This is a genomic window from Cyclobacterium sp. L-R (assembly GCF_056859355.1).
Genome location: NZ_JBSXOH010000041.1, coordinates 35,375 through 57,369, shown reverse-complemented (window position 1 = coordinate 57,369; position 21,995 = coordinate 35,375). Strand labels below are relative to the sequence as shown.

Sequence of the window (21,995 nt, the reverse complement as noted above, 5' to 3'; positions counted from 1 at the left end):
GTCTTGAAATATTTACATCAATTATTGTTTATAACAAGCCTTCTTATGGTAACATTAAGGAGCGAACTGGCTTATGCTCAGCTGTCACAAAACAATGCTAATCAATCGTATCAACTTAATAACCCTATATCGGTACCGTATCTGAAAAAGAATCTTCAGAAAGCCCAACCTAGATTAGTTTTAAATCAAGCAACTGAAAAAAGGCTAAGAGAAAAGCTTCAAACCGATCCCCTTATTCAGCATATTTATCAAGCCATCAAGTACAATGCTGCATCAGTATTGGCATTGGATTTAATTACAGTTGACATCCCAGATAATCCCCGATCTCAACAAAACCAGCTTGGTATTTCTAGAGATTTCCTCTATCGAATAAACATGTTAGGAATGGTCTATTTCGTAGAAAAGAATCCTGATATTTTGCAAAGGTTAGATGAAGAAGTGATTGCTGCCTGTAATTTCCCTACTTGGAACCCAAAGCATTTTCTTGATGTAGGAGAAATGTCATTGGCCATTGCTCTGGCACTAGACTGGACCGCAGGGAAATTTCCCAAATCAACCATCTCTTTGGCGAAAAAGTCTTTAATAGAGAAGGGAATTTTACCCAGCTGGCCCGAAAATGGAGAGACCCCTAGGTGGGTCAATGGAACAAATAACTGGAATCAGGTTTGCAATGCAGGTATGATTGCAGCCTCTATAGCCATTGCTGAGGAAAACCCGGAATTGGCAGCAAAAACAATAAAAAGATCAATCGAAGGCATGAACCATGCACTTGCAGGATATGCCCCGGATGGAGCATATCCTGAAGGCGCTACCTACTGGGGTTATGGAACCATGTTTTCAGTAGTAACTGCGGCCATGCTTGAGAGCGCTTTTGGAACAGATTTTGGAATAGGTGACTATCCGGGCTTTATAGAGAGCGCAAATTTCGGGCTTTTAACCACAGCACCTTCCAAACTTTTATACAATTATGCAGATAGTCCAGATGTACCGGAGCTCTATACCGATTTTACCTTGAGTTGGTTTGCCTCCAAAACAGGTGATAGGAACTACTTGAATACTAAAAGATTTATGCAAACTCCTGATGAGATAGGGAAAATCTCTCGCCTGGCAGGAGCAGGCTTGGTTTGGACAGCACAGTTCGAAGAAAAGGAATAAGGACTTGTTCAAAGTGCCTGGAAAGGTGAAGGAGCAAACCCAATTGTGATTTTTACCGGTCAGGGGGAGAATAAAGAAGGGTATTATTTTGGCGGAAAAGGGGGGCGAGGATCGATAAGCCATGGAAATATGGATGCAGGTTCTTTTATTTTTGAATTAAATGGTGTACGATGGGTGATCGACCCGGGCAACCAGAGCTATGGGGTGCTGTCGAGAGCCGGTTTCGATTTATGGAATAGGTGTCAGGAATGTGACAGATGGAAATTACTTACAAAGAATAATTTTGGACATAGTACAATCTCTGTAGATAATAAGCGGCACATAGTTGATGGTTTGGCAACTTTGGTAGACTTTAAAGGTGGGGAAAAGCCAGAAGCCACTTTTGACCTTACACCGACTTTTGCAGGTCAACTTAAAAGCGCTGCTAGAAAGTTTATTAAAGATAGCCCAAGATCTATTGTAATCGAAGACCAGATAGAAACCAACGATGCTACAAAATTGATCACTTGGCAACTTATGACGCAGGCAGATATTAAGCTTGTAGATGGTGGAGCTGTTTTGACTCAGGATGGCAAAACCCTCAAGCTGGAAAACCTATCCCATCCTGATTTTAACTTGTCCATTGTCTCACTTGATCCAGCTCCGCTCCAATTGGATAAGCAAATTGAAAACTTAAAAAGAATTGAGCTAAGAATTCCTTCGTGGGTTTTAGAAGACAATAAAGGAGAAATAAAAGTGCGTTTGTCTGGGGAATAGCATGAATACAGAATACTCAGCTTATTGTATTCTTTTTACTCATTGAGAAAACTCAAATATTAAATGATAATTCTAAGGATTCGAAACATTTTCTAAAAATTGCTTTGCCTTTTTAGCCAAATAGTTGTTATCAGAATTGCTCAACAAACGAACTTTTTCCAGACTGGTGGCATCGTACATTTTCTGTTTTTGATATACCTCTAGGAGTAACACAATTAAAGGAACTTCTAAGTCAAGAATCGACTCATTAAAAAAGGTTTTTGTTTCCGGGTGAACATTAGGAGCTTTTTTAAACAAATCTAGTATCCATTTCTTTTTACCACTATCCATTTGCGGAAATAGGGCGATCAGATCCATTTGGAAAGATTGGGAAGATAAATTCTGTGGATTAATAGTTTGTATGGCTTTTTCAGAGAGACTATATTCACTGCTTTTTATAAAATCAAAAATCAATGGATTTATTTTTGGGTATTTATCAAGCTTTCCTTCCAATTGCTCCAGAGTCCATAGAATATCTGAAAGATTTTCACTTTCTAATAGAAGTGTAATATAATCAGAATCAAAATTTTCAGTAGTCCATTCTTTAATCACTCCATTGGTTGGTCCATATATCAAGTGCCATAATTTGTAAGTTGTGAAAGCAGCACCTTCAACCACATAGTCAAGAATAAATTTAGAGGTAGCACTCGACACAGCATCAATCTCTTTTACCTCATATTGGCTATCATAATATTCTTCTTTAGATCCTTCCATCACAATCTCATTGTAGGAATAATCTCCCAAAGGAAGGAATGGATCTGACAGCAATTCATTCAGCCTTAAATACTCTTCCGCTGTAAATGGTTCATGATCATGTTTACTAAGGTATTCTTCTTCAGGCAATTCAAAACCAAGATACCTGCCTGTAGGATTCCAATAAAGAATAACATCCAGCAACCTGCATTTGTCATCAAAGCAAACACTCGTCACAACATTCCGCGAAAAAAACACTGGTGCGCCAGTACTTGACAAATGGGCATAAAGCGTATCCATTGAAATCTCTTCTTCGAAATCAATCAGCCTCTTTTCTACATCAACCACTTCAATGGTTAAGGTTCTGTCATTGATATATTGTATGGTTCCCGTTTTAGAAACAGGAACCATACCTATAAAGAACACAGCAATAATTAATAATAGATTTTGCTTTACAGCTTTGTTCATTAGCTTTTTCAACTTTTAGAATTAGACCGTTGGAACAATGGCTCCATGACTTCTTAGGAGATCTCTCACCTCATCCAAAGGCACATCAGCAGGAGACACATTTCGCTGGCAAGCAATCACTGCTGTAGCTCCAGCAGCCTGACCCATAGCCATGCTTGACCCCTGTACTCTTAAAGCAGAATTGGCCAGTCTATCACTAGACAAACACCTTCCAGCTACCATAAAGTTTTTGCTGTTTTTAGGAATCAAAGCCCTCAATGGCACGGTTGCGACCACCCCTTCACTCAATTGTTTTGGAGTAACACCATGTTCTATTATATGCAAATCAATCGGGTAATAAGAATAAGAAATTGAATCCTCAAATACTTTACCTGAAGTATAATCCTCGTGCGTGATTTGATACAAGCCATCAATCCTATAGGTTTCCCTGATACCGATTTCTGTTCGCATGTCTTCTATCACTACGTTTTCACAGCCCGGCAATCTTTTCAAAAACTTCAGGTGTTTTAGAAGTGAACTTCTTGCATGTATATTAGCGGCCGTATGAGATTCGGAAGTTGTAGAGTCTGCTCCTCTGATATGTTGAATATTATCACCTTTAGAACTTAAAAGGCGAACAATATTTCCTCGAAACTCCTCCCTTTTCAACTCTCCGCTGTTTATCGCTGCTTCATATTCCTTTTTGATCATATCCAAATCCAAGGCTTTCATGTCATAACCACCCAATCTAAAGATAAGCGTTCCAGGTTGTGTTTCAGCTTCTTTCAGCAAATCCAACCCTGCAATATTTGCAGCAATTGCATTTCCTGAGCAATCGATAATTTGCTTGCATTTTATTTTGGTAGTAATTCCTTTACCTACGGTTTCCATTTCCCAGAATCCATTCTTGAATTCTATTTTCGTTGGCGTTTCATAATAGCGCAAAACAACCCCAGCTTCTACACATTTTTGCTCTAGTATTACGGAAAACAATGGTCCATTTAGTCTCACTTGGTGTTCCCAATGTTGGCGTCCATGAGGAATCGAAAAATTGGGTAGCGTATCTCCATTTAGTTCTACTGCTTCTTGTACATTTTCCCAACCGATACCACTAATTATTTGCTTTCCCCAGGCAAAGAATATTCCTGGAAAAGCCACTCCTGCGGTTGTAGTGGTACCACCTAATTGGCTAACACACTCAATTAGGGTTACTTTTTTACCTGCTCTTCCAACCTGAATCGATGCTACTGCACCAGCGGTACCTCCTCCTACTACTACAACGTCCGTTATTATATTTTTTTGAACAACCTTGTAGGGTTCTTTTAATACATCTCCTTTAGCGAAGGGTGAAGCGGCCACACCGAGGGAGAGTGTTCCCATTGCGGCGATCATATCTCTTCTTTTCATAATCCTTTTTAAGGCTTAAACCCAAATCATACAGCAACTACACTATCAATAAGTGTCCTCACTTCTTTAGAAAGCTTTTCACTAGTTAAGCTTATAGCACCTGCATCATTCGGGTTGATTATTTTATTTAATTATACTGATCAGTAACCTGGGTTTTGATCTGTATCGGGATCTAAGGCACCATTAAAATTCAACTCGGATAATGGTATTGGCCATAAATAATGGGCATCCGCTATGGTAATACCTTTATTTTTCATTACCATTTCCTGTGCTCTTCCTACCCTTTTTAAATCTAACCAACGCTTACCTTCGAAGATAAACTCGTAAGCTCTTTCTTGTAATAAGGCATCAAGGAATTCTGTAATTTCACCCGAAGAGAAAGTATAATCTACTTCCGATGGTGAATCAATGGCTAAGCCATAAGCTCTTCTTTTTATTTTATTTAAGGCTTCTAAGGCTTCAGGAGTTACTGCATTGGCATTTCTGGCTGAAGATTCAGCAAAAATTAAAAGCACTTCAGCATACCTGTAAATAGGTAAATCATTCCCTCCATCACTCCTTCCAACAGCATCCAGCTCCATGTACTTATTACTTACCAAGGTATTTGGTCCCAATCCAAAATCAACCTTGTCCCAAAGTTCTTTTCTTAAATCTCCATCTTCCCAATTGATATAGAAAGGGTTAGAAGCATCGCTATAATGCGCGTAAGCCCCTCCAAAATTAAAATAACCGGTGCTTGGATGGTTCAATATGAATAACATGAAGTTCCCCTGTCCAATCTCCCTAGAGTATTTAAAATAAAATACTTCTTCAGTACTTGTAACCAAATCAGAACCGAAAATATCAGTACGAAAATCATTGGCCTCTTCTACTGCAACCAATGAATACTTATTTGAGTCAATAACTTCTTTACTTTTCTCCATCGCTTGATCATAGTTCCCTAAAGACAAATGAACATCGGCAAGTAATGTTTTAGCAGCATTGGTCGTAGGCCTTCCGATAACTTTAGCCGTAACATTTAAATGCGTTTCGGCATATTCAAGATCTGATAAAATCAATTCATAAACTTCCGACACGGAACTTTTTGGCAAATCAATTTCCAACATGTTGTCCTCTGTTCTCAAAGGGACACCGGCCCAGTTTCTTACCAGGTCAAAATAACTTAAAGCTCTAAGAAATTTTGCTTCAGCAATAAAATAATTGACATCTTCCTCACTAATATTATCGCCATTTGGCGCATTAAAAATGACCAAATTCGCATTTCTAATAGCTTGGTAGAATGAATTCCACCTTGAGGCTGCAGTATTGATATTGGTTGCATTTAGGCCAGCAAAATCATTGTATTGTGCTCGGCTTCCTCTGCCATATCCCCAGTCTGAATGGGCATCTAATATAGCAATTTGCTCTGCTCTGGTAGAACGCAAAGGAGAGTAAATTGCATTCACTGCAGTCTCTACTTCCTCTGCCGTATTGTAAAAGTTTTCTACAGCAACAGTTTTAGGTTGTTCCAGTAATAAATCCTCACAACTTACTAATAGCAAGAGGAATACTGGAAGAATGTATAATTGAATGGTTGTTATCCTTTTCATCTTTTTTCACTTTAAATTGAATACTTGTTTTCATTATCCGTATTAAAAACCCAATCTAACTCCCATAGTAAGGGATTTTGGAATAGGATAACTGTAATGGTCTATCCCCAATTGGGTCCCTGCACCTCTTGAATTTACTTCAGGGTCCCACCAGGAATAACCGGTCAAAGTGATAAAATTTTGAGCACTCACATAAACCTGAGCACTATTAAGCGATTTTTTGAACAGAAGGGCTGCAGGCAAGTTATAAGCCAACTGAATATTTTTAAACCTTAAATAAGATCCATCCTCAATAAACCTATCGGAAACTCTAACAGCAGTATTTCTGCTTATTAAAGGATATTTAGCATTTGTATTTTCAGGGGTCCAATGGTCATACAATACTTCTTTTGGCATGTTCATACCCTGCCCAAAATCCATTGTGCTGGTAATTGAACTTACATTGAAAATATCGTTGCCATGGGATCCTTGAAGAAAGAAACTGAATTCAAAGTTTTTGTAATTCATAGTTGAATTAAACCCATAGATAAATTTAGGGTTAGGATCTCCTATATAGGTTTTATCATTGTCGTTGATGGTGCCATTGTCATCTTGGTCAACAAAATTGATGTTTCCATTTTCATCATAACCATCTTCCTGATAACCCCAAAACTGACCGATTGGTCTTCCTTCTCTTAGGATGGTAACATTGTCACCAACCACCAATACACTTACATAGGCACCTAAAATATCTTCGCCATTGTGTAAGCTCAACACTTTGTTTTTGTTAAAGGAAACATTACCAAAAACATCCCAATTAAAGTCTCCGGTCAATACTTTGCCATCCAAACTCAATTCCACTCCTTTATTTTGAACCTTACCTACATTTTGAATCGTAGTGGTAAAGCCAAGGGAACTTGGAAGTCTTACGGTATTAAGCAAGTCGCGGGTATTTTTGATGTAATAATCTGCATTAAACAAGATTCTGTCCTCCAAAAACCCAATATCAAAACCAACGTCAATTTGCTCTGTGGTTTCCCATTTCAAATTTCCTGGTAGTACTGTACTTGGTGCAAAAGTGTTGAATAGACTATTTTGAAATACTGTATTTCCAGGACTTAGTTGGTTTAGCGTTGCATAGGGAGAAATTGCTTGGCTACCTGTAAGTCCCCAACTTGTTCTAACTTTTAAATCTGAAAGCCAGGTACTGTTTTCAACAAATGATTTTTTGAATACACGGTAAGCAAAGGCACCTGAAGGGAAGAAACCCCATTTATTACCAGGACTATACTTAGAAGAACCATCAGTTCTAAAACTAAAGGTAAATAAAAACCGGTCGTCAAAGGTGTAATTAACCCTACTCAAGTAGGAAATCAATACAGAATTTGAGTACCCACTGCTTGGGATACCAGGTGTACTTGCAGCCTGAAGGCTGTAGGTTTCAAAGGAGTCACTTAAGAATCCAACGCCACTAGCACTTAAATAAGTAGAGGTGAAATCCTGATAAGTAAATCCAAGCAAAGCATTTAATTGGTGCTTACTCGCAAAGGTTTTGTCATAACTTAGGGTGTTTTCACTTAGAAGACTTCTAAATTGACTTGTATTCACACTTGCCCTACCATCGGAGTTGAAGAAATTTCTAGAAGTGTAGGCATCCGTTCTGTCGTCTCTGTTTTCTATACCTCCTGAAATCTTCAATGTCAAGTCTGGAATAGGCTTGTAAACAAAAGCCATATTGGTCAAAACAATATTTGCCTTAACAATACTCATCTGTTCATTGAGGAAATTGAGGGGATTGATAATGTCTGGAGCAATAAATGGATATTCATTTCCCAATACATTATAACTACCATCTTCATTATAAGGTTGAGAGATTGGTGCAGCAGACAATGCAGCACCAATCATAGAATTACCACGTGACCCCCCTCCACTGTCCCTTCTTTCCGTTTTAAGGTGGGTAAGATTACTGTTAAAAAGTAAAGCTATCTTATCACTAACAGAATGATTGATGTTTGCTCTAAGGGAGTACCTATCGTAATCACTTCCTTTAATTATACCATCCTGACCAAAAAAGCTTCCCGAAATAGAATATTTAGTTTTAGGACTTCCTCCACTAACATTTAAAGATGTGGACAATATCGGAGCTTTAGTAAAAATTAAATTTTGCCAATCAAACCCCTGACCAAAATTAGCAATCTCCTGTTCAGTAAAATACAAAGGAATATTATCATTGGTAGCTTGAATATTCTGGATTTGAGCATACTCACTGCCATTCATTAGGTCCAAAGTATTGCGAATGGATTGTGTACTATAACTTGTTTCGAAATCAACTTTAGAAGTACCTTCTTTTCCTTGCTTGGTCGTGATCAAGACTACACCATTGGCACCTCTGGAACCATATATAGCAGTAGCGGAGGCATCTTTCAACACTTCAATACTTTCTATATCAAAGTTATTCAAATTTGTAGGGTTTCCTGAAAAAGGAAAACCATCGACAACATAAAGTGGTTCATTGCCACCTTGAATGGAGTTGGTACCACGAATCCTAACACTTATACCAGCACCAGGAGCACCACTATTCTGGATAATTTGAACCCCTGCAGCTCTACCAGCCATCGCTTGCATAACATTCGATGTTGGGAAAGCATTAATTTCGTCTGATTTTACACTCGATACTGAGCCTGTTAAATCACTCTTTTTGACCGTTCCATAACCTACCACAACCACCTCTTCTAGATCGTTATTGTCTGGCTCCATGATAATGTTAAATTGGGTTTGGTTGGCTATAGATACATTCTTAGTTTTGAAACCAATAAATGAAATCACCAGAGTAGCTCCTTCTTCAACCTCAATTGAGAAATTTCCATCTAAATCTGTAACAGTTCCACTTGAGCTATAAGCAATTGTTACTGTTGCCCCGGGTAAAGGATCGCCATTTTCATCTGTAACAATTCCCTTTAAGACAACTTGCTCGTAATCAACATCAACAAGGGGCTTTTTACGGTCCATTTTCTTAACATGGATGTTGTTATTTACCTGTTTGAAACTTAGGTCCGTTTGAGCAGCAATGGTAGACAATAGAAAGTAAAGGCTTTCTCCTTTACTTTCTACATTGATGAACTGACTGTTCTCAATTTCCCTGGAGGCGAAAACGAAATTGTAATCTGTTAGCTTTTCTAACCTTTTAAAGGCTTCTTTTACCTTTACATCTTTGAAAGAAAGGTATACGGATACCTCCTCTATGCTTTTAACTTGGGCATTTCCATTAAAAGCTAGAAGGAAACTCATGCTCAAACACTGAAGAGTGAAGGCTATTGTAAATAATTTGGTCATGTAGATAACATGCTTAAGTAGGCATTTATTCATATCTTTACATCGTTTGTTTAGGAATTCGATTAAATAAACATTTTCGAAAAGAGGATGGCAGTCCTTTTTCCGATTTCATTGGAGGTCATAAATGTTAGCGCATTTATGGCCTCTTTTAATTTGTACATTTTAGACATTACATAGGCATACTAAATTTAGTGGAACTTTAAAGTCGCTTTATCTTTTTCCAATTTGTATTCAAATCTTGCGGAATGACTTAATCCTTCAAGAACATTCTCTAAACTCTGGTCCTTAAACTTGCCTGATATTTCTAAATCTGAAGCTGGACGATTAATAAAATCAATATTTACTCCATACCAATTTTCAAGTACTCTCTTGACCTGAAACATAGACACATTTTCAAAAATGATAGACTTTCTTGTCCATGCCAACAATTTTTCTGGATCAAAGGATAAACTATTGATCCTTTCACCGTCTAAATTTATCTCCAATCCTTCTCCTTTTTCAAGGTTAATGCGTTGCCCTTCATTAAGGTCAATATCTACAGCCACTTTACCAGTCAATAACGCAATGTCTACGGGTTCATTTTCATAGGAAGAAATATGGAAAGTAGTACCAAGTGCAGTGGTGGTAACTGCCCCAGTTTTCACACTAAAGGGTCTGGTTTTGTCTTCAGCAACTTCAAAATAAGCTTCTCCTGAAAGTTCCAATACACGCTGATGACTTTCGAAGTTCTTGATGTATTTTAAACTGCTTCCAGAATTGAGGATTACTTTGGATCCATCCTGTAGCGTAAGGTTGGCTTTTACTCCGGGAGGTGCATAGTGTTCTAGCATTTCCAATTGCTCAACTATAACCAGAACTTCTTCCTTGGGTAGGTAGATATTGACAATTATAGCCAAGGAAAACACAAGTGCTAAAATCCCTACCATACGGTAAAACTGGGAAATCTCCCTTCTGCCTTTGGCTCTTTTGGCTCTAAATCGAAGAATAGTACTGACTGCATTTAATGGGACGGGGCCTTTATGGTTCTCTTTCACCTCAGTATTCCCAATTGCTTGCTCTATATTGCCCCAAGTTTCTTCAATTTTATCAGTAGACAACTTATAGGACTTTCTAGACATATTTGCTACCAGCTTCATTGCTAAAGCAATGTCCTCTTCTTTTTTAGGATTTTCATTCAGGTACTTTTCCCAGTATTCTTTTGTTTGGGAATCTGGAGAAAGCACCCATTTTTGAAATTCCGGGTCCAGTACAAAGTCGGCTATCTTATAATCTCGCTTACACATAGTAAAGTGTTTCAATTAAAGGAGACAGAAGCATACAAAAGTTATCCTCCTTTGATGAAAAAAATGAAAATATTTTCTTTTTAGCCAAATGAAAAAAATAATACCGGAAGATTGTCAGGTAAGGGGTGCTTTAACCCCAAATATGCAATAAACAATCTTTTACCTGCTCAAATCGCTTGAAAATCAGGCACTTCGCTGCTGGTTTCAATTTCAGCATACCGGTGTAATGATAAAATCTCCAAACAGCCTGATATTTTTTGCAATTGCAGCACTTCCCGTAAACACGGGACAGGCTTCACCCCTGACTATTGTCAGGACGGAGAAATCCTATTACATAATCCGGGTATAATTTATTAATTCAGATCAAATATTTAACCTTAACCAAAAAGACACAAATAGACCCTCTACTTTGCTAGTAAAGGGTCTATTATTAATGCAATATAAGAAAATTAAGTTTTCTTGATCTCAGTTTATTTTAACTGGCTTCCGGGAATTGGTTCAGGAAAACCTCTCATAGGACTGTATCGGATATAGGAATCGAAAACTTCTTTATCAGGCCCTACAACCCTTGGGTCTTTTGAGGACCTTAATTCTTCCAGTAAGGCAGCTTGTAGTTCCTCTTTTACTGAAGCATAATCCGGATCATTTACTACATTATTCAAACAGTAAGGATCATTTTTTATGTCGAATAACTGTACTTCCGGATTCTTGGCAAAAGCAGCATCAAAAAATGGTTTGATGGAAGGGTCTTTATAATTTTCGATAATAAATGATTTGGTAGGAGATTCATCCACATCCGTAAATGCCCATTCAGAATGACTGATTCCATCCTCATCAATTCCATACAGCGGCAACAATTCATTTTCATCCTCCGGATTTATCCTTTGGGGAGCACCTGCCGGCCAACGATCTGGTTTCATGTTCCATACCAATAAATAGTCTTCACTTCTAATCGATCTTTGTGGATAGCCCCAATTGAGGTGCCTGGAAGAAGAATGCCTTTCTCTTCCCGAAAAAGCATACTTTTTAGATGGTTCAATTGTTCCTTGCTTCTCAGATTCCAATAATGCCCGGATGCTTTTACCTGTAATGGGCAACATCCCATCCTGCTTGGTTTGTGTTAGGTCTAAAATCGTAGGTGCCAGATCAATAAACCCGATAGGATCATCCACTTTTCTTCCGCCTGGAAACGCCTTAGGGTACCTGACAGCAAAAGGCACATGGATACCGTAATCATAACTGTTTGCCTTCGCTCTAGGAAAAGGCATTCCATTGTCAGCAGTAACGATAATAATAGTGTTTTCCAGCTCTCCAATCTCCTCTAAATAGTTGATCATGGAGTCAAGATGACGGTCATACCATTCAATTTCCACCGCATAATCCAGCATGTCTCCCCTCACAATGTCATTGTCAGGAAAAAAGGCTGGGACTTCTACATCTGACAGTTTTTTATCTGTTCTTTTCCACGAATCTTTCTCATAGGCACGGTGAGGCTCTGTAGCTCCAAACCAAAAGAAAAAAGGTTTGTCCTTTCGTTCATTTTCTAAGAAAAACTTGAAATTTTCAAAATAGTTGAGATTGCTGATTTTATCTCCTGTACGGATGTCTTCTGGACCTTCTTCATACCTAATTTTGCTGTATTCAATGCCTGCAGCATCTGTGGCTCTCCACAAAGAATCTTTCTCGTCTCTTGCATACCGGAATGGACTTACCCCCTTACCTGTTCTGCCGGTTTTATACCCATTGGCTTCTAACAAATCGACAAAAGGCACATGTTTTTTTAGCCAGGGCGCTGCATGTTGGCCAGAGGACTCATTTTGCCAATGATGCCTTCCTGTAATGATACTGCTCCTTGAAGGCGCACATCCCGGAGATCCAGCCATAGCATTGGTGAAATACACTCCCTCTTTTGCGATCCTATCAAAAGCCGGTGTATTTACAAATTTACTTCCTTCAAAACTTGTATGATAAAAGGACTGATCATCGCTTATCACAAACAATATATTAGGCTGTTTATTACTTGTTTCTTCTTTGTTGGAAGCACAGGATGTTACGATTAAAACAAATAGAACACCTAATAGCAATGTTTGCCTTTTCAAACCAATAGAATGGTAACCCCGCATTAGGGTTACCAATTCATGTTTTTTTATCATATTATTAACTTTAATCTGCATCATATCCAGGGTTTTGCGTTAATACTGCTCCTATATTTCTTTCTATCTCTGTATAAGGAATAGGGAAAAGATTATGATAAGGTTGTACATCTACTCCATGATTCGTCACATCTGGTCGCCCATCGCAATATTTATTGGTACGTTCATACAACATTTCCAATCGATTTAGAGTAAGCCGACGTTTTTCCTCTACACCAAGTTCTCTCATCCTTTCATCCAAAATAAAATCAATGTCCACCTCTGAGGGAGACACCAATTTGGCATTGGCACGCAATCTGACCACATTAATATCATTGGCCGCTTCCGTCAATTGGTTATTTCCCAAATAGGCTTCTGCACGCAATAAATAGGTTTCCGCAAGGCGAATATGGTATTGATCACTATAGGTAGTGCCAGCGGTGGATGAATTTAAGGTTTTTAATTCAGGATCCACATACAATTCTGCGGGATGTTGTCCTGGGGTGGTAACTTTCGATTGATAAGGATAGAAATACCTAATAGTATCGTCGAGACTTTGACGGAATAAATCTTCGTGATCGGATATTTTTTGCCCATACCATTCAGATGCTGGATTGTTAAACAGCACATCCCTTACAAAATTGTATTCAGAATTACGCATGTCATTCCAATCGTATTCCCATACGCCATAATTAAAGTGGTTGGTACCTCTAAACCTTCCTATACCTCGGCCACCAGTATAGTCTGATACCCCTAGAGGTAAAAATGGTGCCACTCCAGATGGATCTCTAACAATAAAACTCCAAGGCCGCGGAGAGTGGTCTCTTTCCAATTGAGGTCCTACTTTTGATGAAGAGGAAATCACTCCTCCCGGTATATCTACTTCATATTGCCAAACCCAAATTCCTTCAGTATTTCCTACTCCTCGATTTTGATTGTACCTTCTAAACAAATCCCAATATACATCGCCAGGTGCATTGGAAAGTGAGCCAAATCTTTCGGTCATTAGGGCTGTATTTGGGTCATCTATGACCATAGAAGAAGCTTGAATGGCCTCCGACCATTTATTCAGAGAAACATATACCTCAGCTAAAATATGGTAAGCGGCCAAATTATTAATTTCACCATCCTGAACCTCCGAAATTCCTGGAAGATTGGCTGACGCAAATTCCAAATCATTTGCTGCTTGTAGGTAAACCTCATCTCTGCTAGCTCTCACATAGTCTGTTTTGGGGGAACTAACCTCTTCTAACTCCAATGGCACTCCTCCATATAAATGCGCTAAATTCCTATAAGACAAACCTCTAAAGAGTTTGGCCTTGGCTTCAACAGAAGTTTTCTCCCCTTCCGTCATAGTTGAGTTTTCAAGCCTACTTAGAATAATATTGGCTCCTGAAATCACCTTATAATAATTTTGCCAATGAAATTCAGCTACAACACTGGTTGGCAATAGGGTAGCTAAATAAGAACCAAATCTTGCATTAAGTTGATTGGCTCCATTGTATCCCAAATCTGTACCATAAATATAATCCAATGGACGGTGTTCTCCGTTAGAAAGAATTTCTCGGGTCTGATCATAAAGGGCATACACTGCCGAATTAAAATCAGAGTAGGTAACGAAAGAGTTTTCAGGACTTGCAAAGTCCAATGGCACCTCTTCAAGGATACTAGATTCATCACAAGCTTGAAATCCTAAAATCAACAAGCTCAAGAAAACGAAATTAAATTTTATTTTTTTCATAACTAAATTAGAATTAAAAACTAACATCCAGCCCTACAGAATAGCCCTTCATAACTGGTAATCCAGACGGTTGCAGTCCACTTCCAGTTTCAGGATCCCAGCCTTCCCAACTCGTCCATGTAGCTAAGTTTTTTCCACTCACAAAAATCTTCACTCCTTGAAGCCCCAACTTCTCTACAATTAAGGCTTTATTCATCCTATACGAAAGTGAAACATCCTGAAGTCTAACAAAACTTCTGTCTCCATAATACTGGTACTCAATACCCGCAACCTGATCCTGACCTCTGTACCTGGCATCAGGATTAGCAGGAGTCCAATAGTCATAATCTACAAACAAATTGTTTCTTCTCGCATTGTCTGATTGGCCAAAATTTGGATTATTCAATCCTAAATAACCATTTTTACCTCCCTGAATTGAGTTTATAAAAAACCTGAAAGTAAAGTTTTTATAATTGAATTCATTGAGCAAACCAAAATTGTATGCAGGCTCTTCTCTACCTCTGATAACCCGGTCAAGAGCATCTACTACCCCGTCACCATTCTGATCTACAATTCTATGGGTACCCACAAAAAATCCTGAAGGCGCTTCTTCTCCCAACTGTATGATACCTGCAGATTCATAATCGTAAATTGAATTAATGGATTCATTAATAAATAATCCACTACCAATTAAATCATCCTCATTTCCATCTCCATCAGAATCAAGACCAAGTAAAGAAACTATTCTGTTTCTATTAGAGGCAATATTAAAACTTGCATTCCAATTGAAATCACCCTTTTCCATAATATCGCCTTTCAGCACAAATTCAATTCCTCTATTCGCAATTTCTCCCACATTCGTTGCAATGCTTGAAAAACCAGTAACTTCAGGAATATTAATATTGTAAAGCAAATCATTGGTAGTGTTTTGGTAATAATCCAGAGTTCCTGAAAAACGGTCTTGAAGAAATGAAAAGTCAAAGCCAAAGTTAAATCCTGTAGTGGTTTCCCATGCAAGGTTTGAATTTGACAAGCTATTTACAGTTTGTCCGAAAACGGTGCTCCCTCCATTTCCGAAAACATAGGCAGGATATATGGAAACTCTCGCTAAAGAGGAATACCTGTTGGTTAGGTTTCCATTGGTTCCATAGGATCCTCTAAATTTAAGGTAGTTTATCACAGATTCCTTCAGAAAATCCTCTTCGCTGATTACCCAACCAAGACCTAAAGAGGGGAAAATTCCAAATTTATTGTTTTTAGAAAATCCTGAAAAACCATCTCTACGAACAGTAGCCGTAACCATGTATTTGCTACTAAAATCATAATTAGCCCTAATGGTTTGGTAAATGTAACTTTCATCCCAAGCACTTGAATTTATCAACTGAAGCTGGCCTAAACTTAAATCATTGTATCCTAAACTAAGATTGGAATAATTGGTACCATTTGCTTCAGTGCTTTCATATTTTAACTCCCTGCGTCCTACTACCATGGTAAGGTCAAGGTTGTGCTTGTTGTTAAAACTCTTGCGGTAGGTTAAAATATTATCAAGGGTCCAGTCATAAGCATTGTAATTTCTTTTGAATGCTTCACCAGCAGCTCCAGCACCATATACATTGCTTCTATAATGTCTTCTCCAAGTATAGTTGTTACCAAAATTAACCCGGTATTTCAATCCTTCGATAAAAGGGATTTCTATGTCCATGTAAACATTGGCAAACAGGTTATTCCGTTTGTCAAAATCATTGGAAAGAGGGCTCAAAAATGGGTTGGCTCGAATGGCTCCATCAGGATTCAGTATAATATTGCCATCCTCATCATATGGAGTCACCAATGGAGGCATGGTAGTAATTTGGCTTAAGGCAGGAATTTCACCAGAGTTATCTGCAAATGAGCCAAAGGTCTGGACGCCAAATCTAAACCAATCCAATATTTGATGATCTAAATTGATCCTGGCAGTTATCCTTTCATATTGGTCATTCATAATAAAGCCATCCTGTTTGGTATATCCAGTGGAAATGAAATAAGAAGTGGCTTCAGAGGCTCCTCTTACACTTAAATTATGATTGTTAATTAACCCTGTCTGGGTTGCAGCATCCCACCAATCAAAGTTGGCTCCATTCTCAAATCCAGCATATATTGCAGGCTCAAATAAAGCAGCAACATTGTAATCAGGATTAGGCTGGGTATAATCAGGAGCCAAATAAGACTGTGGCCAATCCTGATCTCTCACCTTCTGTAAAAATCCATCTCTATCCAATAATTTAGGTCTATTGGTTGGACTTTGGGTAGTAACTGTACCTGTGTAATTAAAAATAGGTTTCTGTTCCATTTTACCCCCTTTGGTAGTAATCATTATCACACCATTTGCTGCTTGTGCACCAAAAATGGCCATACTACTGGCATCCTTCAATACATCAATAGAGGCTATATCTGCTGGGTTTAAATCCGACATACTACCAGTAAATATTATCCCATCTACAACAATCAAAACACTTTGATTCCCACTAAGTGTCGTTCTACCACGTACTGAAATAGATGGGCTTGCTCCAGCTCTATTAACCTGCCCTACATTCAATCCTGGAACTGATCCTTGAAGGGATTGAGCAATATTAACATTAGGAGACTCCCTAAATGCTTCAATATCAGCTCTTACCACAGACCCTGTCACATCACGCTTCTTTTGGGTTCCATATCCTACAACCACCACTTCCTCTAGGGAGGTATCGTCCAGCTCCATGGCTATTGTCAGTTGTGTCTGATTTCCTACTAGGATGGATTTGGTAGTATAACCAATAAACGAAATTAAAAGCGTTTCTCCCTCCGCTACATCAATGGAGAAATTTCCGTCAATATCAGAAACAGTTCCCTGAGTACTATTGGCAATAGTAATCGTTGCTCCTGGCATGGGGTCACCATTCTCATCTGTTACCACCCCCGTAATGGTTACCTTAATGGCCTCTGAGGAAAATGGGTTATCTTCATTATACTTTAAGTGGCTAAGGGCATTTACATCCTTCGATTTATAATTAATTGGCTTCAAAAACTCATGCTCAGGACTTGCTAGCAAGCAGTCAATGCTAAAGCTCTGAAGGATGAAGGTTAAAGCAAATAACCTGAATATATTATTCATGTTATTATGTACATTTTTTTGCATATCTGTTAATTATTTTGGGTAATTATTTTAGTTTAATTCTTTAATTCTTTACTTTTTTTTGAAGTTTAATCCATAGGCATATTTAAAGTTTAGGTAGGTTAGGTTATGAATTTTAATTTATTTGACACAATGATTCAATTGGTTTCATTAAAACCGGACATTTTCATAAAATGGTTGTAAGTCTCTATTACTGAAGTGATAATTCAAAAAATCAGTAAAACTGCAAAAGAGTTAAAAAAGCAAGTATTGAAATACCAGACACAATGTGCTTTTTTAAATTAGCAATGGCCTTCCATGCAATGGTGTACACAGAACGAAGGTTAATGCCCATCAATTTGGAGACTTCTTCATAGGACAATTGCTCGAAAAAAAGCAAGTGGATGGCCTGCTTTTGTCGCAAAGGTATTTTGTCAAGTGCATTAGCCAATTTGATTTGCAGCCCCTTCTCTCGTTGGATATCGATCAATTCACTTTCTATAGATTCAACGACAATAATGTTGTCAATTCCATCCTTCCACTCCACCGTACGTAATTTGGTTTTCTGTTGATTTTCCCTGAAAATTTTATGCGATAGAGCCCTTAGGAGATAGGCCTTTACATGGACAGCTTTACCTAAGGATTTATGATATTTCCATAAATCTATAAATACCTCTTGTATACAATCCTGAATAAAGTTTTCATCCTTTGACAGTGCTATGCCATAATTAAAAAGTGTCACAATATATTCTTTGTATAGCCCCTCAAGTCCCTGACGGTTGCCTTGCATTAACAAATCCCAATAATAATTGGAATCCATGGAAGGATTATTGCTAGTTATAGGGTTCATTTTGGGTTTTTGATAATAAAGTTTTCAATTATAGCTAAAATATAATTTTCATACAAGTAGTATTATGACAATGGTATTAGTGAAGGCTATTTGGTATCTGTCAATAAAATACATTAATATTTCAAGCTATTTTCTGTACTTAATGTGGGGATCCATCAATAATAAATATCGATCAGCGTAAGGAAATAAATAAATTGATTTTGGACATAAATCAAAGATAAAAATGCATAAGGCCTAACAAACTTCTAAACAGCAAAAGGGTATTTGTACAGCAGAAACTTTGAATTAAGCAAATTTATAAATAGGACTGCTAATCACCCTAAATAAATGGAAAATCATCCCCAAAAGTATAAGCCCTTTTAATCAAAAAATAGCCATCCATCCCATGGTCTCAATTTGATAAGCCTGTAAATAATAAAAAAAAATGGCCGAACTTAAAGTGGTTCAGCCATTTACAATTTGTTATCAATCTTTCAATCCAGCGGCATCAAATAGAATCTCAACCGGGTGGTTTGCTTTCTTTCCTGTCCCATCTGCGATCTGATGGCGACAACTTGTACCGGGTGCAGCAATCAAATCACCTTCAGCAGCTTTTCTGACAGCTGGAAACAAAACCATTTCTCCAATCTGCATACTTAATTCATAATGCTCTTTTTCATAGCCAAATGAACCGGCCATCCCACAGCAACCTGAAGGGATTACGCTCACTTGGTAGTTCTCTGGCAATTCAAGTATTTTCTTGGAATAATTAACTGAGGATAACGCTTTTTGATGGCAATGCCCATGTAATTTTATCTGACGCTTTTCCTTAGTAAAGCTTTCTGGTTTTATATTGCCCGCAATGGCCTCTTTGGCCAAAAACTCGTCTACCAACTCACAATGAAACTTTATAGATTTTGCCTTTTCTTTCAAGTTAGCACTTACAAGTCTCGGATATTCATCTCTAAAGCTTAGAATGGCTGAAGGCTCTATGCCCAAAAGTGGACTTTCTGCACTAATTAAAGAGGAAAATATTTCAACGTTTTTGTCCGCCATTTTTTGCGCATGATCAAGTAAGCCTTTAGACATGGCTCCTCTTCCACTCTCCACATGGTCGACCATCTTTACCTCATAACCTAAATGCCTTAGCAGCTTAATGGCCTTAATACCTGTAGCCGTATCATTGTGGTTGGTAAATTCATCACAGAAAAAATAAACAGATTTTATAACCGGTTTACCCGTCAATCTTGAATAATTTTTCTTGTACCATTTTCGTAAAGATTGAGGACTCAACTCAGGCAAATGCCTTTCTGGTGCTACCCCAAGCATCTTTTTCATCAAACCACCTGTAAATCCATTGGACAAAAAGAAGTTGGCAATGCCTGGAACCATACTACCCAATTCATTCAGTGAATTTATATGAGTAAACGCCTTTGATCTCAATGGAACTGGGTTGGATTTATAGTATTGGTATTGAAACTCAGCCTTTATCGTGGCCATGTCCACGTTAGAAGGACATTCTGAAGTACAGCCCTTGCAAGAGAGACAAAGATCCATTACTTCCTTAATTTCTGGATGATCAAAAGGGTTTTGCTTCTCACTATTTGTCAAAAATTCACGTAAAGTATTGGCTCTACCACGTGTGGTGTCTTTTTCATATCGGGTCGCCTGATAACTTGGACACATGGTTCCTCCTCCAGAATTGGGGAGTTTTCTGCAATCCCCTGAACCATTACATTTTTCAGCCATAGGAAGTATTCCTCCTACATGGCTAAAATCAAACTTAGTTTTGTGTTCTTTTTTAGGCAAATCAGCCTCATACCTCAATGAGGAGTTCATAGGGGGAGCATCTACTATTTTTCCCGGATTAAAAATGCCTTTGGGGTCCCATTTGGCTTTTACTCGCTTAAATAGATCATAGTTTTCCTGCCCTACCATTAAAGGAATAAAAGCAGCCCTTAGCCTACCGTCACCATGCTCTCCACTTAATGAACCATTGTATTTTTTAACCAGTTTTGCACTGGCTTCACTTATTTTGTAGAATTCATCAACATCTTTTGACTTTTTAAGGTCAAGTATGGGTCTTAGGTGAATTTCACCAGCTCCTGCATGTGCATAATAAACAGATTGTTGGCCAAATTCTGCGATCAGTTTCGCGAAATCATCAATATAATCTGCCAAATCATCAATGTCTACAGCTGTGTCCTCAATACAAGCAACGGCTTTCTTATCACCTGGAATATTCGCTAATAAGCCCAAACCTGCACTTCTCAACTCCCAAGCACTGCTTGTTCGTTCAGGGCCTATTATAGGAAAAGCATAACCGAGATCCACCTTTTTAAGCGATTCGATAAATACTGCTCCTTTTGCTATTGCCTCCTCAATGGTTTTCCCCCTAAACTCAACCATTAAAATGGCCATAGGGTCCCCCTCTACAAAATCTCGATTTTTACTTTGTTCAACATTCTCCTTGGTACAATCCAAGATGTTTTTATCCATCAACTCTACAGCTGTAGGCTTTTCTTTCATGGCCACCTGAGCCGCTTTCATACTGTCATGAATAGTCTCAAAATGAGCCGCTACCACAATATCAAAAGGATCTGGAAGTGGATCGAGGTGAATTTTAATTTCTGTAGTGATCGCTAAAGTACCTTCTGACCCACATAATAATTTACAAAAATCAAATGGAGCATCTTTATCAGAAAAAAGCTGAGACTCCAAAAGGTAATCTAAGGCATAACCAGTATTTCTTCTATGTATGCTCTCTTTGGGGAAATGTTCTCTAATATTTTTTTGTATTTCCGGACGGCTTAATTCTTCCTTTACATGTCGATAAAGTTCACCTTCCAGATTTTCTTGTTTGCATTTAAGTTCAAAATCACTTTCAGTCATGGACTTGAAAACAGCCTCAGACCCATCGGATAGCAAGACTTTCAGCTCTAGCACATGCTCTCTGGTACTACCATATACGATAGAGGTGGTACCACAACTGTTGTTACCAACCATCCCGCCTATCATGGCTCTGGTAGCTGTACTCGTAATAGGGCTAAAAAAATACCCATATTCCTTTAAGTAATTGTTCAATTCATTTCTCACAACTCCTGGCTGAACCCTTACCCATCCTTCGTCCTTATTGAACTCAATGATTTTGTTTAGGTATTTGGAAACATCCACAACTATCCCATCTCCCACACACTGACCGGCTAGGGAAGTTCCTGCTGTTCTTGGAATTAATGATAGGTTATTTGAATTGGCAAAATGAATTAGTTTTTTTATATCAGAAGGGCTTTTAGGCAAGGCCACAGCTGTGGGTAGGGACCGGTACACTGAAGCGTCAGTGGCATACAAAGTTTTCATCAAACTATCGTAATGCAGTTCACCATCCAATTCAAGCGACAACTGGCTCAAAAGTGGACTGTCTATTTTTGTTTTACTCATGACCCAAAAATAAAACAGTTAATGCTAGAAAAGAACTAGGATCAATGTTTTTATTTAAGTAAAAT

Annotated in this window: 12 protein-coding genes; 2 read left to right on the top strand and 10 right to left on the bottom strand. The window is 38.2% G+C overall.

All coding sequences use genetic code 11. The features are described from left to right. The first annotated feature begins 45 nt into the window (after window positions 1-45). Window positions 46-1,155: a hypothetical protein gene (locus AC13EX_RS04155; RefSeq protein WP_482891666.1), complete on the top strand. Its 1,110-nt coding sequence runs from the start codon at window positions 46-48 to the stop codon at window positions 1,153-1,155. Window positions 1,156-1,200: 45 nt separating this feature from the next. Next, a complete protein-coding gene (locus AC13EX_RS04150; protein WP_482891665.1) occupies window positions 1,201-1,911 on the top strand; it encodes a heparinase II/III domain-containing protein in 711 nt (236 codons plus the stop codon). A gap of 72 nt (window positions 1,912-1,983) precedes the next feature. On the opposite strand, the gene AC13EX_RS04145 is transcribed toward AC13EX_RS04150, so the two are convergent. From AC13EX_RS04145 to AC13EX_RS04100, 10 genes are all read right to left on the bottom strand, one after another. Beyond that, window positions 1,984-3,111, bottom strand: a complete 1,128-nt coding sequence (locus AC13EX_RS04145; RefSeq protein WP_482891664.1) for a hypothetical protein — start codon at window positions 3,109-3,111, stop codon at window positions 1,984-1,986. Between the two features lie 21 nt (window positions 3,112-3,132). Next, entirely contained in the window at window positions 3,133-4,497 is a 1,365-nt protein-coding gene (locus AC13EX_RS04140; protein ID WP_482891663.1) for an FAD-dependent oxidoreductase, read from the bottom strand. Window positions 4,498-4,637: 140 nt separating this feature from the next. Next, complete coding sequence (locus tag AC13EX_RS04135) at window positions 4,638-6,086, bottom strand: RagB/SusD family nutrient uptake outer membrane protein (RefSeq protein ID WP_482891662.1); 1,449 nt, start codon at window positions 6,084-6,086, stop codon at window positions 4,638-4,640. Window positions 6,087-6,128: 42 nt separating this feature from the next. Beyond that, a complete protein-coding gene (locus tag AC13EX_RS04130; protein WP_482891661.1) occupies window positions 6,129-9,353 on the bottom strand; it encodes a SusC/RagA family TonB-linked outer membrane protein in 3,225 nt (1,074 codons plus the stop codon). A 233-nt stretch (window positions 9,354-9,586) separates the two neighbouring features. Then, window positions 9,587-10,681: a FecR family protein gene (locus tag AC13EX_RS04125; protein ID WP_482891660.1), complete on the bottom strand. Its 1,095-nt coding sequence runs from the start codon at window positions 10,679-10,681 to the stop codon at window positions 9,587-9,589. A gap of 470 nt (window positions 10,682-11,151) precedes the next feature. Further along, window positions 11,152-12,858 (bottom strand): sulfatase family protein, encoded by a 1,707-nt coding sequence (locus AC13EX_RS04120; RefSeq protein WP_482891659.1) that lies wholly within the window; start codon window positions 12,856-12,858, stop codon window positions 11,152-11,154. Continuing rightward, window positions 12,845-14,554 carry a RagB/SusD family nutrient uptake outer membrane protein gene (locus AC13EX_RS04115; protein WP_482891658.1) on the bottom strand — a complete coding sequence of 570 codons (1,710 nt, stop codon included), beginning with the start codon at window positions 14,552-14,554 and terminating at the stop codon, window positions 12,845-12,847. Before AC13EX_RS04115 ends, AC13EX_RS04120 begins: the two co-directional genes overlap by 14 nt. Window positions 14,555-14,567: 13 nt before the next feature. Further along, complete coding sequence (locus tag AC13EX_RS04110; protein ID WP_482891657.1) at window positions 14,568-17,663, bottom strand: SusC/RagA family TonB-linked outer membrane protein; 3,096 nt, start codon at window positions 17,661-17,663, stop codon at window positions 14,568-14,570. Between the two features lie 235 nt (window positions 17,664-17,898). Continuing rightward, a complete protein-coding gene (locus tag AC13EX_RS04105; RefSeq protein ID WP_482891656.1) occupies window positions 17,899-18,513 on the bottom strand; it encodes an RNA polymerase sigma factor in 615 nt (204 codons plus the stop codon). A 465-nt stretch (window positions 18,514-18,978) separates the two neighbouring features. Beyond that, a complete protein-coding gene (locus tag AC13EX_RS04100) occupies window positions 18,979-21,930 on the bottom strand; it encodes an FAD-binding and (Fe-S)-binding domain-containing protein (protein WP_482891655.1) in 2,952 nt (983 codons plus the stop codon). Between the last annotated feature and the right edge of the window lie 65 nt (window positions 21,931-21,995).

What these genes read in the sequence shown, in the direction of transcription:
- AC13EX_RS04155 (WP_482891666.1), top strand. Translation starts at nt 46, where the DNA reads ATGGTAACATTAAGGAGCGAACTGGCTTATGCTCAGCTGTCACAAAAC.
- AC13EX_RS04145 (WP_482891664.1), bottom strand. Translation starts at nt 3,111, where the DNA reads ATGAACAAAGCTGTAAAGCAAAATCTATTATTAATTATTGCTGTGTTC.
- AC13EX_RS04140 (WP_482891663.1), bottom strand. Translation starts at nt 4,497, where the DNA reads ATGAAAAGAAGAGATATGATCGCCGCAATGGGAACACTCTCCCTCGGT.
- AC13EX_RS04135 (WP_482891662.1), bottom strand. Translation starts at nt 6,086, where the DNA reads ATGAAAAGGATAACAACCATTCAATTATACATTCTTCCAGTATTCCTC.
- AC13EX_RS04130 (WP_482891661.1), bottom strand. Translation starts at nt 9,353, where the DNA reads ATGAGTTTCCTTCTAGCTTTTAATGGAAATGCCCAAGTTAAAAGCATA.
- AC13EX_RS04125 (WP_482891660.1), bottom strand. Translation starts at nt 10,681, where the DNA reads ATGTGTAAGCGAGATTATAAGATAGCCGACTTTGTACTGGACCCGGAA.
- AC13EX_RS04120 (WP_482891659.1), bottom strand. Translation starts at nt 12,858, where the DNA reads ATGATGCAGATTAAAGTTAATAATATGATAAAAAAACATGAATTGGTA.
- AC13EX_RS04115 (WP_482891658.1), bottom strand. Translation starts at nt 14,554, where the DNA reads ATGAAAAAAATAAAATTTAATTTCGTTTTCTTGAGCTTGTTGATTTTA.
- AC13EX_RS04110 (WP_482891657.1), bottom strand. Translation starts at nt 17,663, where the DNA reads ATGAATAATATATTCAGGTTATTTGCTTTAACCTTCATCCTTCAGAGC.
- AC13EX_RS04105 (WP_482891656.1), bottom strand. Translation starts at nt 18,513, where the DNA reads ATGAACCCTATAACTAGCAATAATCCTTCCATGGATTCCAATTATTAT.
- AC13EX_RS04100 (WP_482891655.1), bottom strand. Translation starts at nt 21,930, where the DNA reads ATGAGTAAAACAAAAATAGACAGTCCACTTTTGAGCCAGTTGTCGCTT.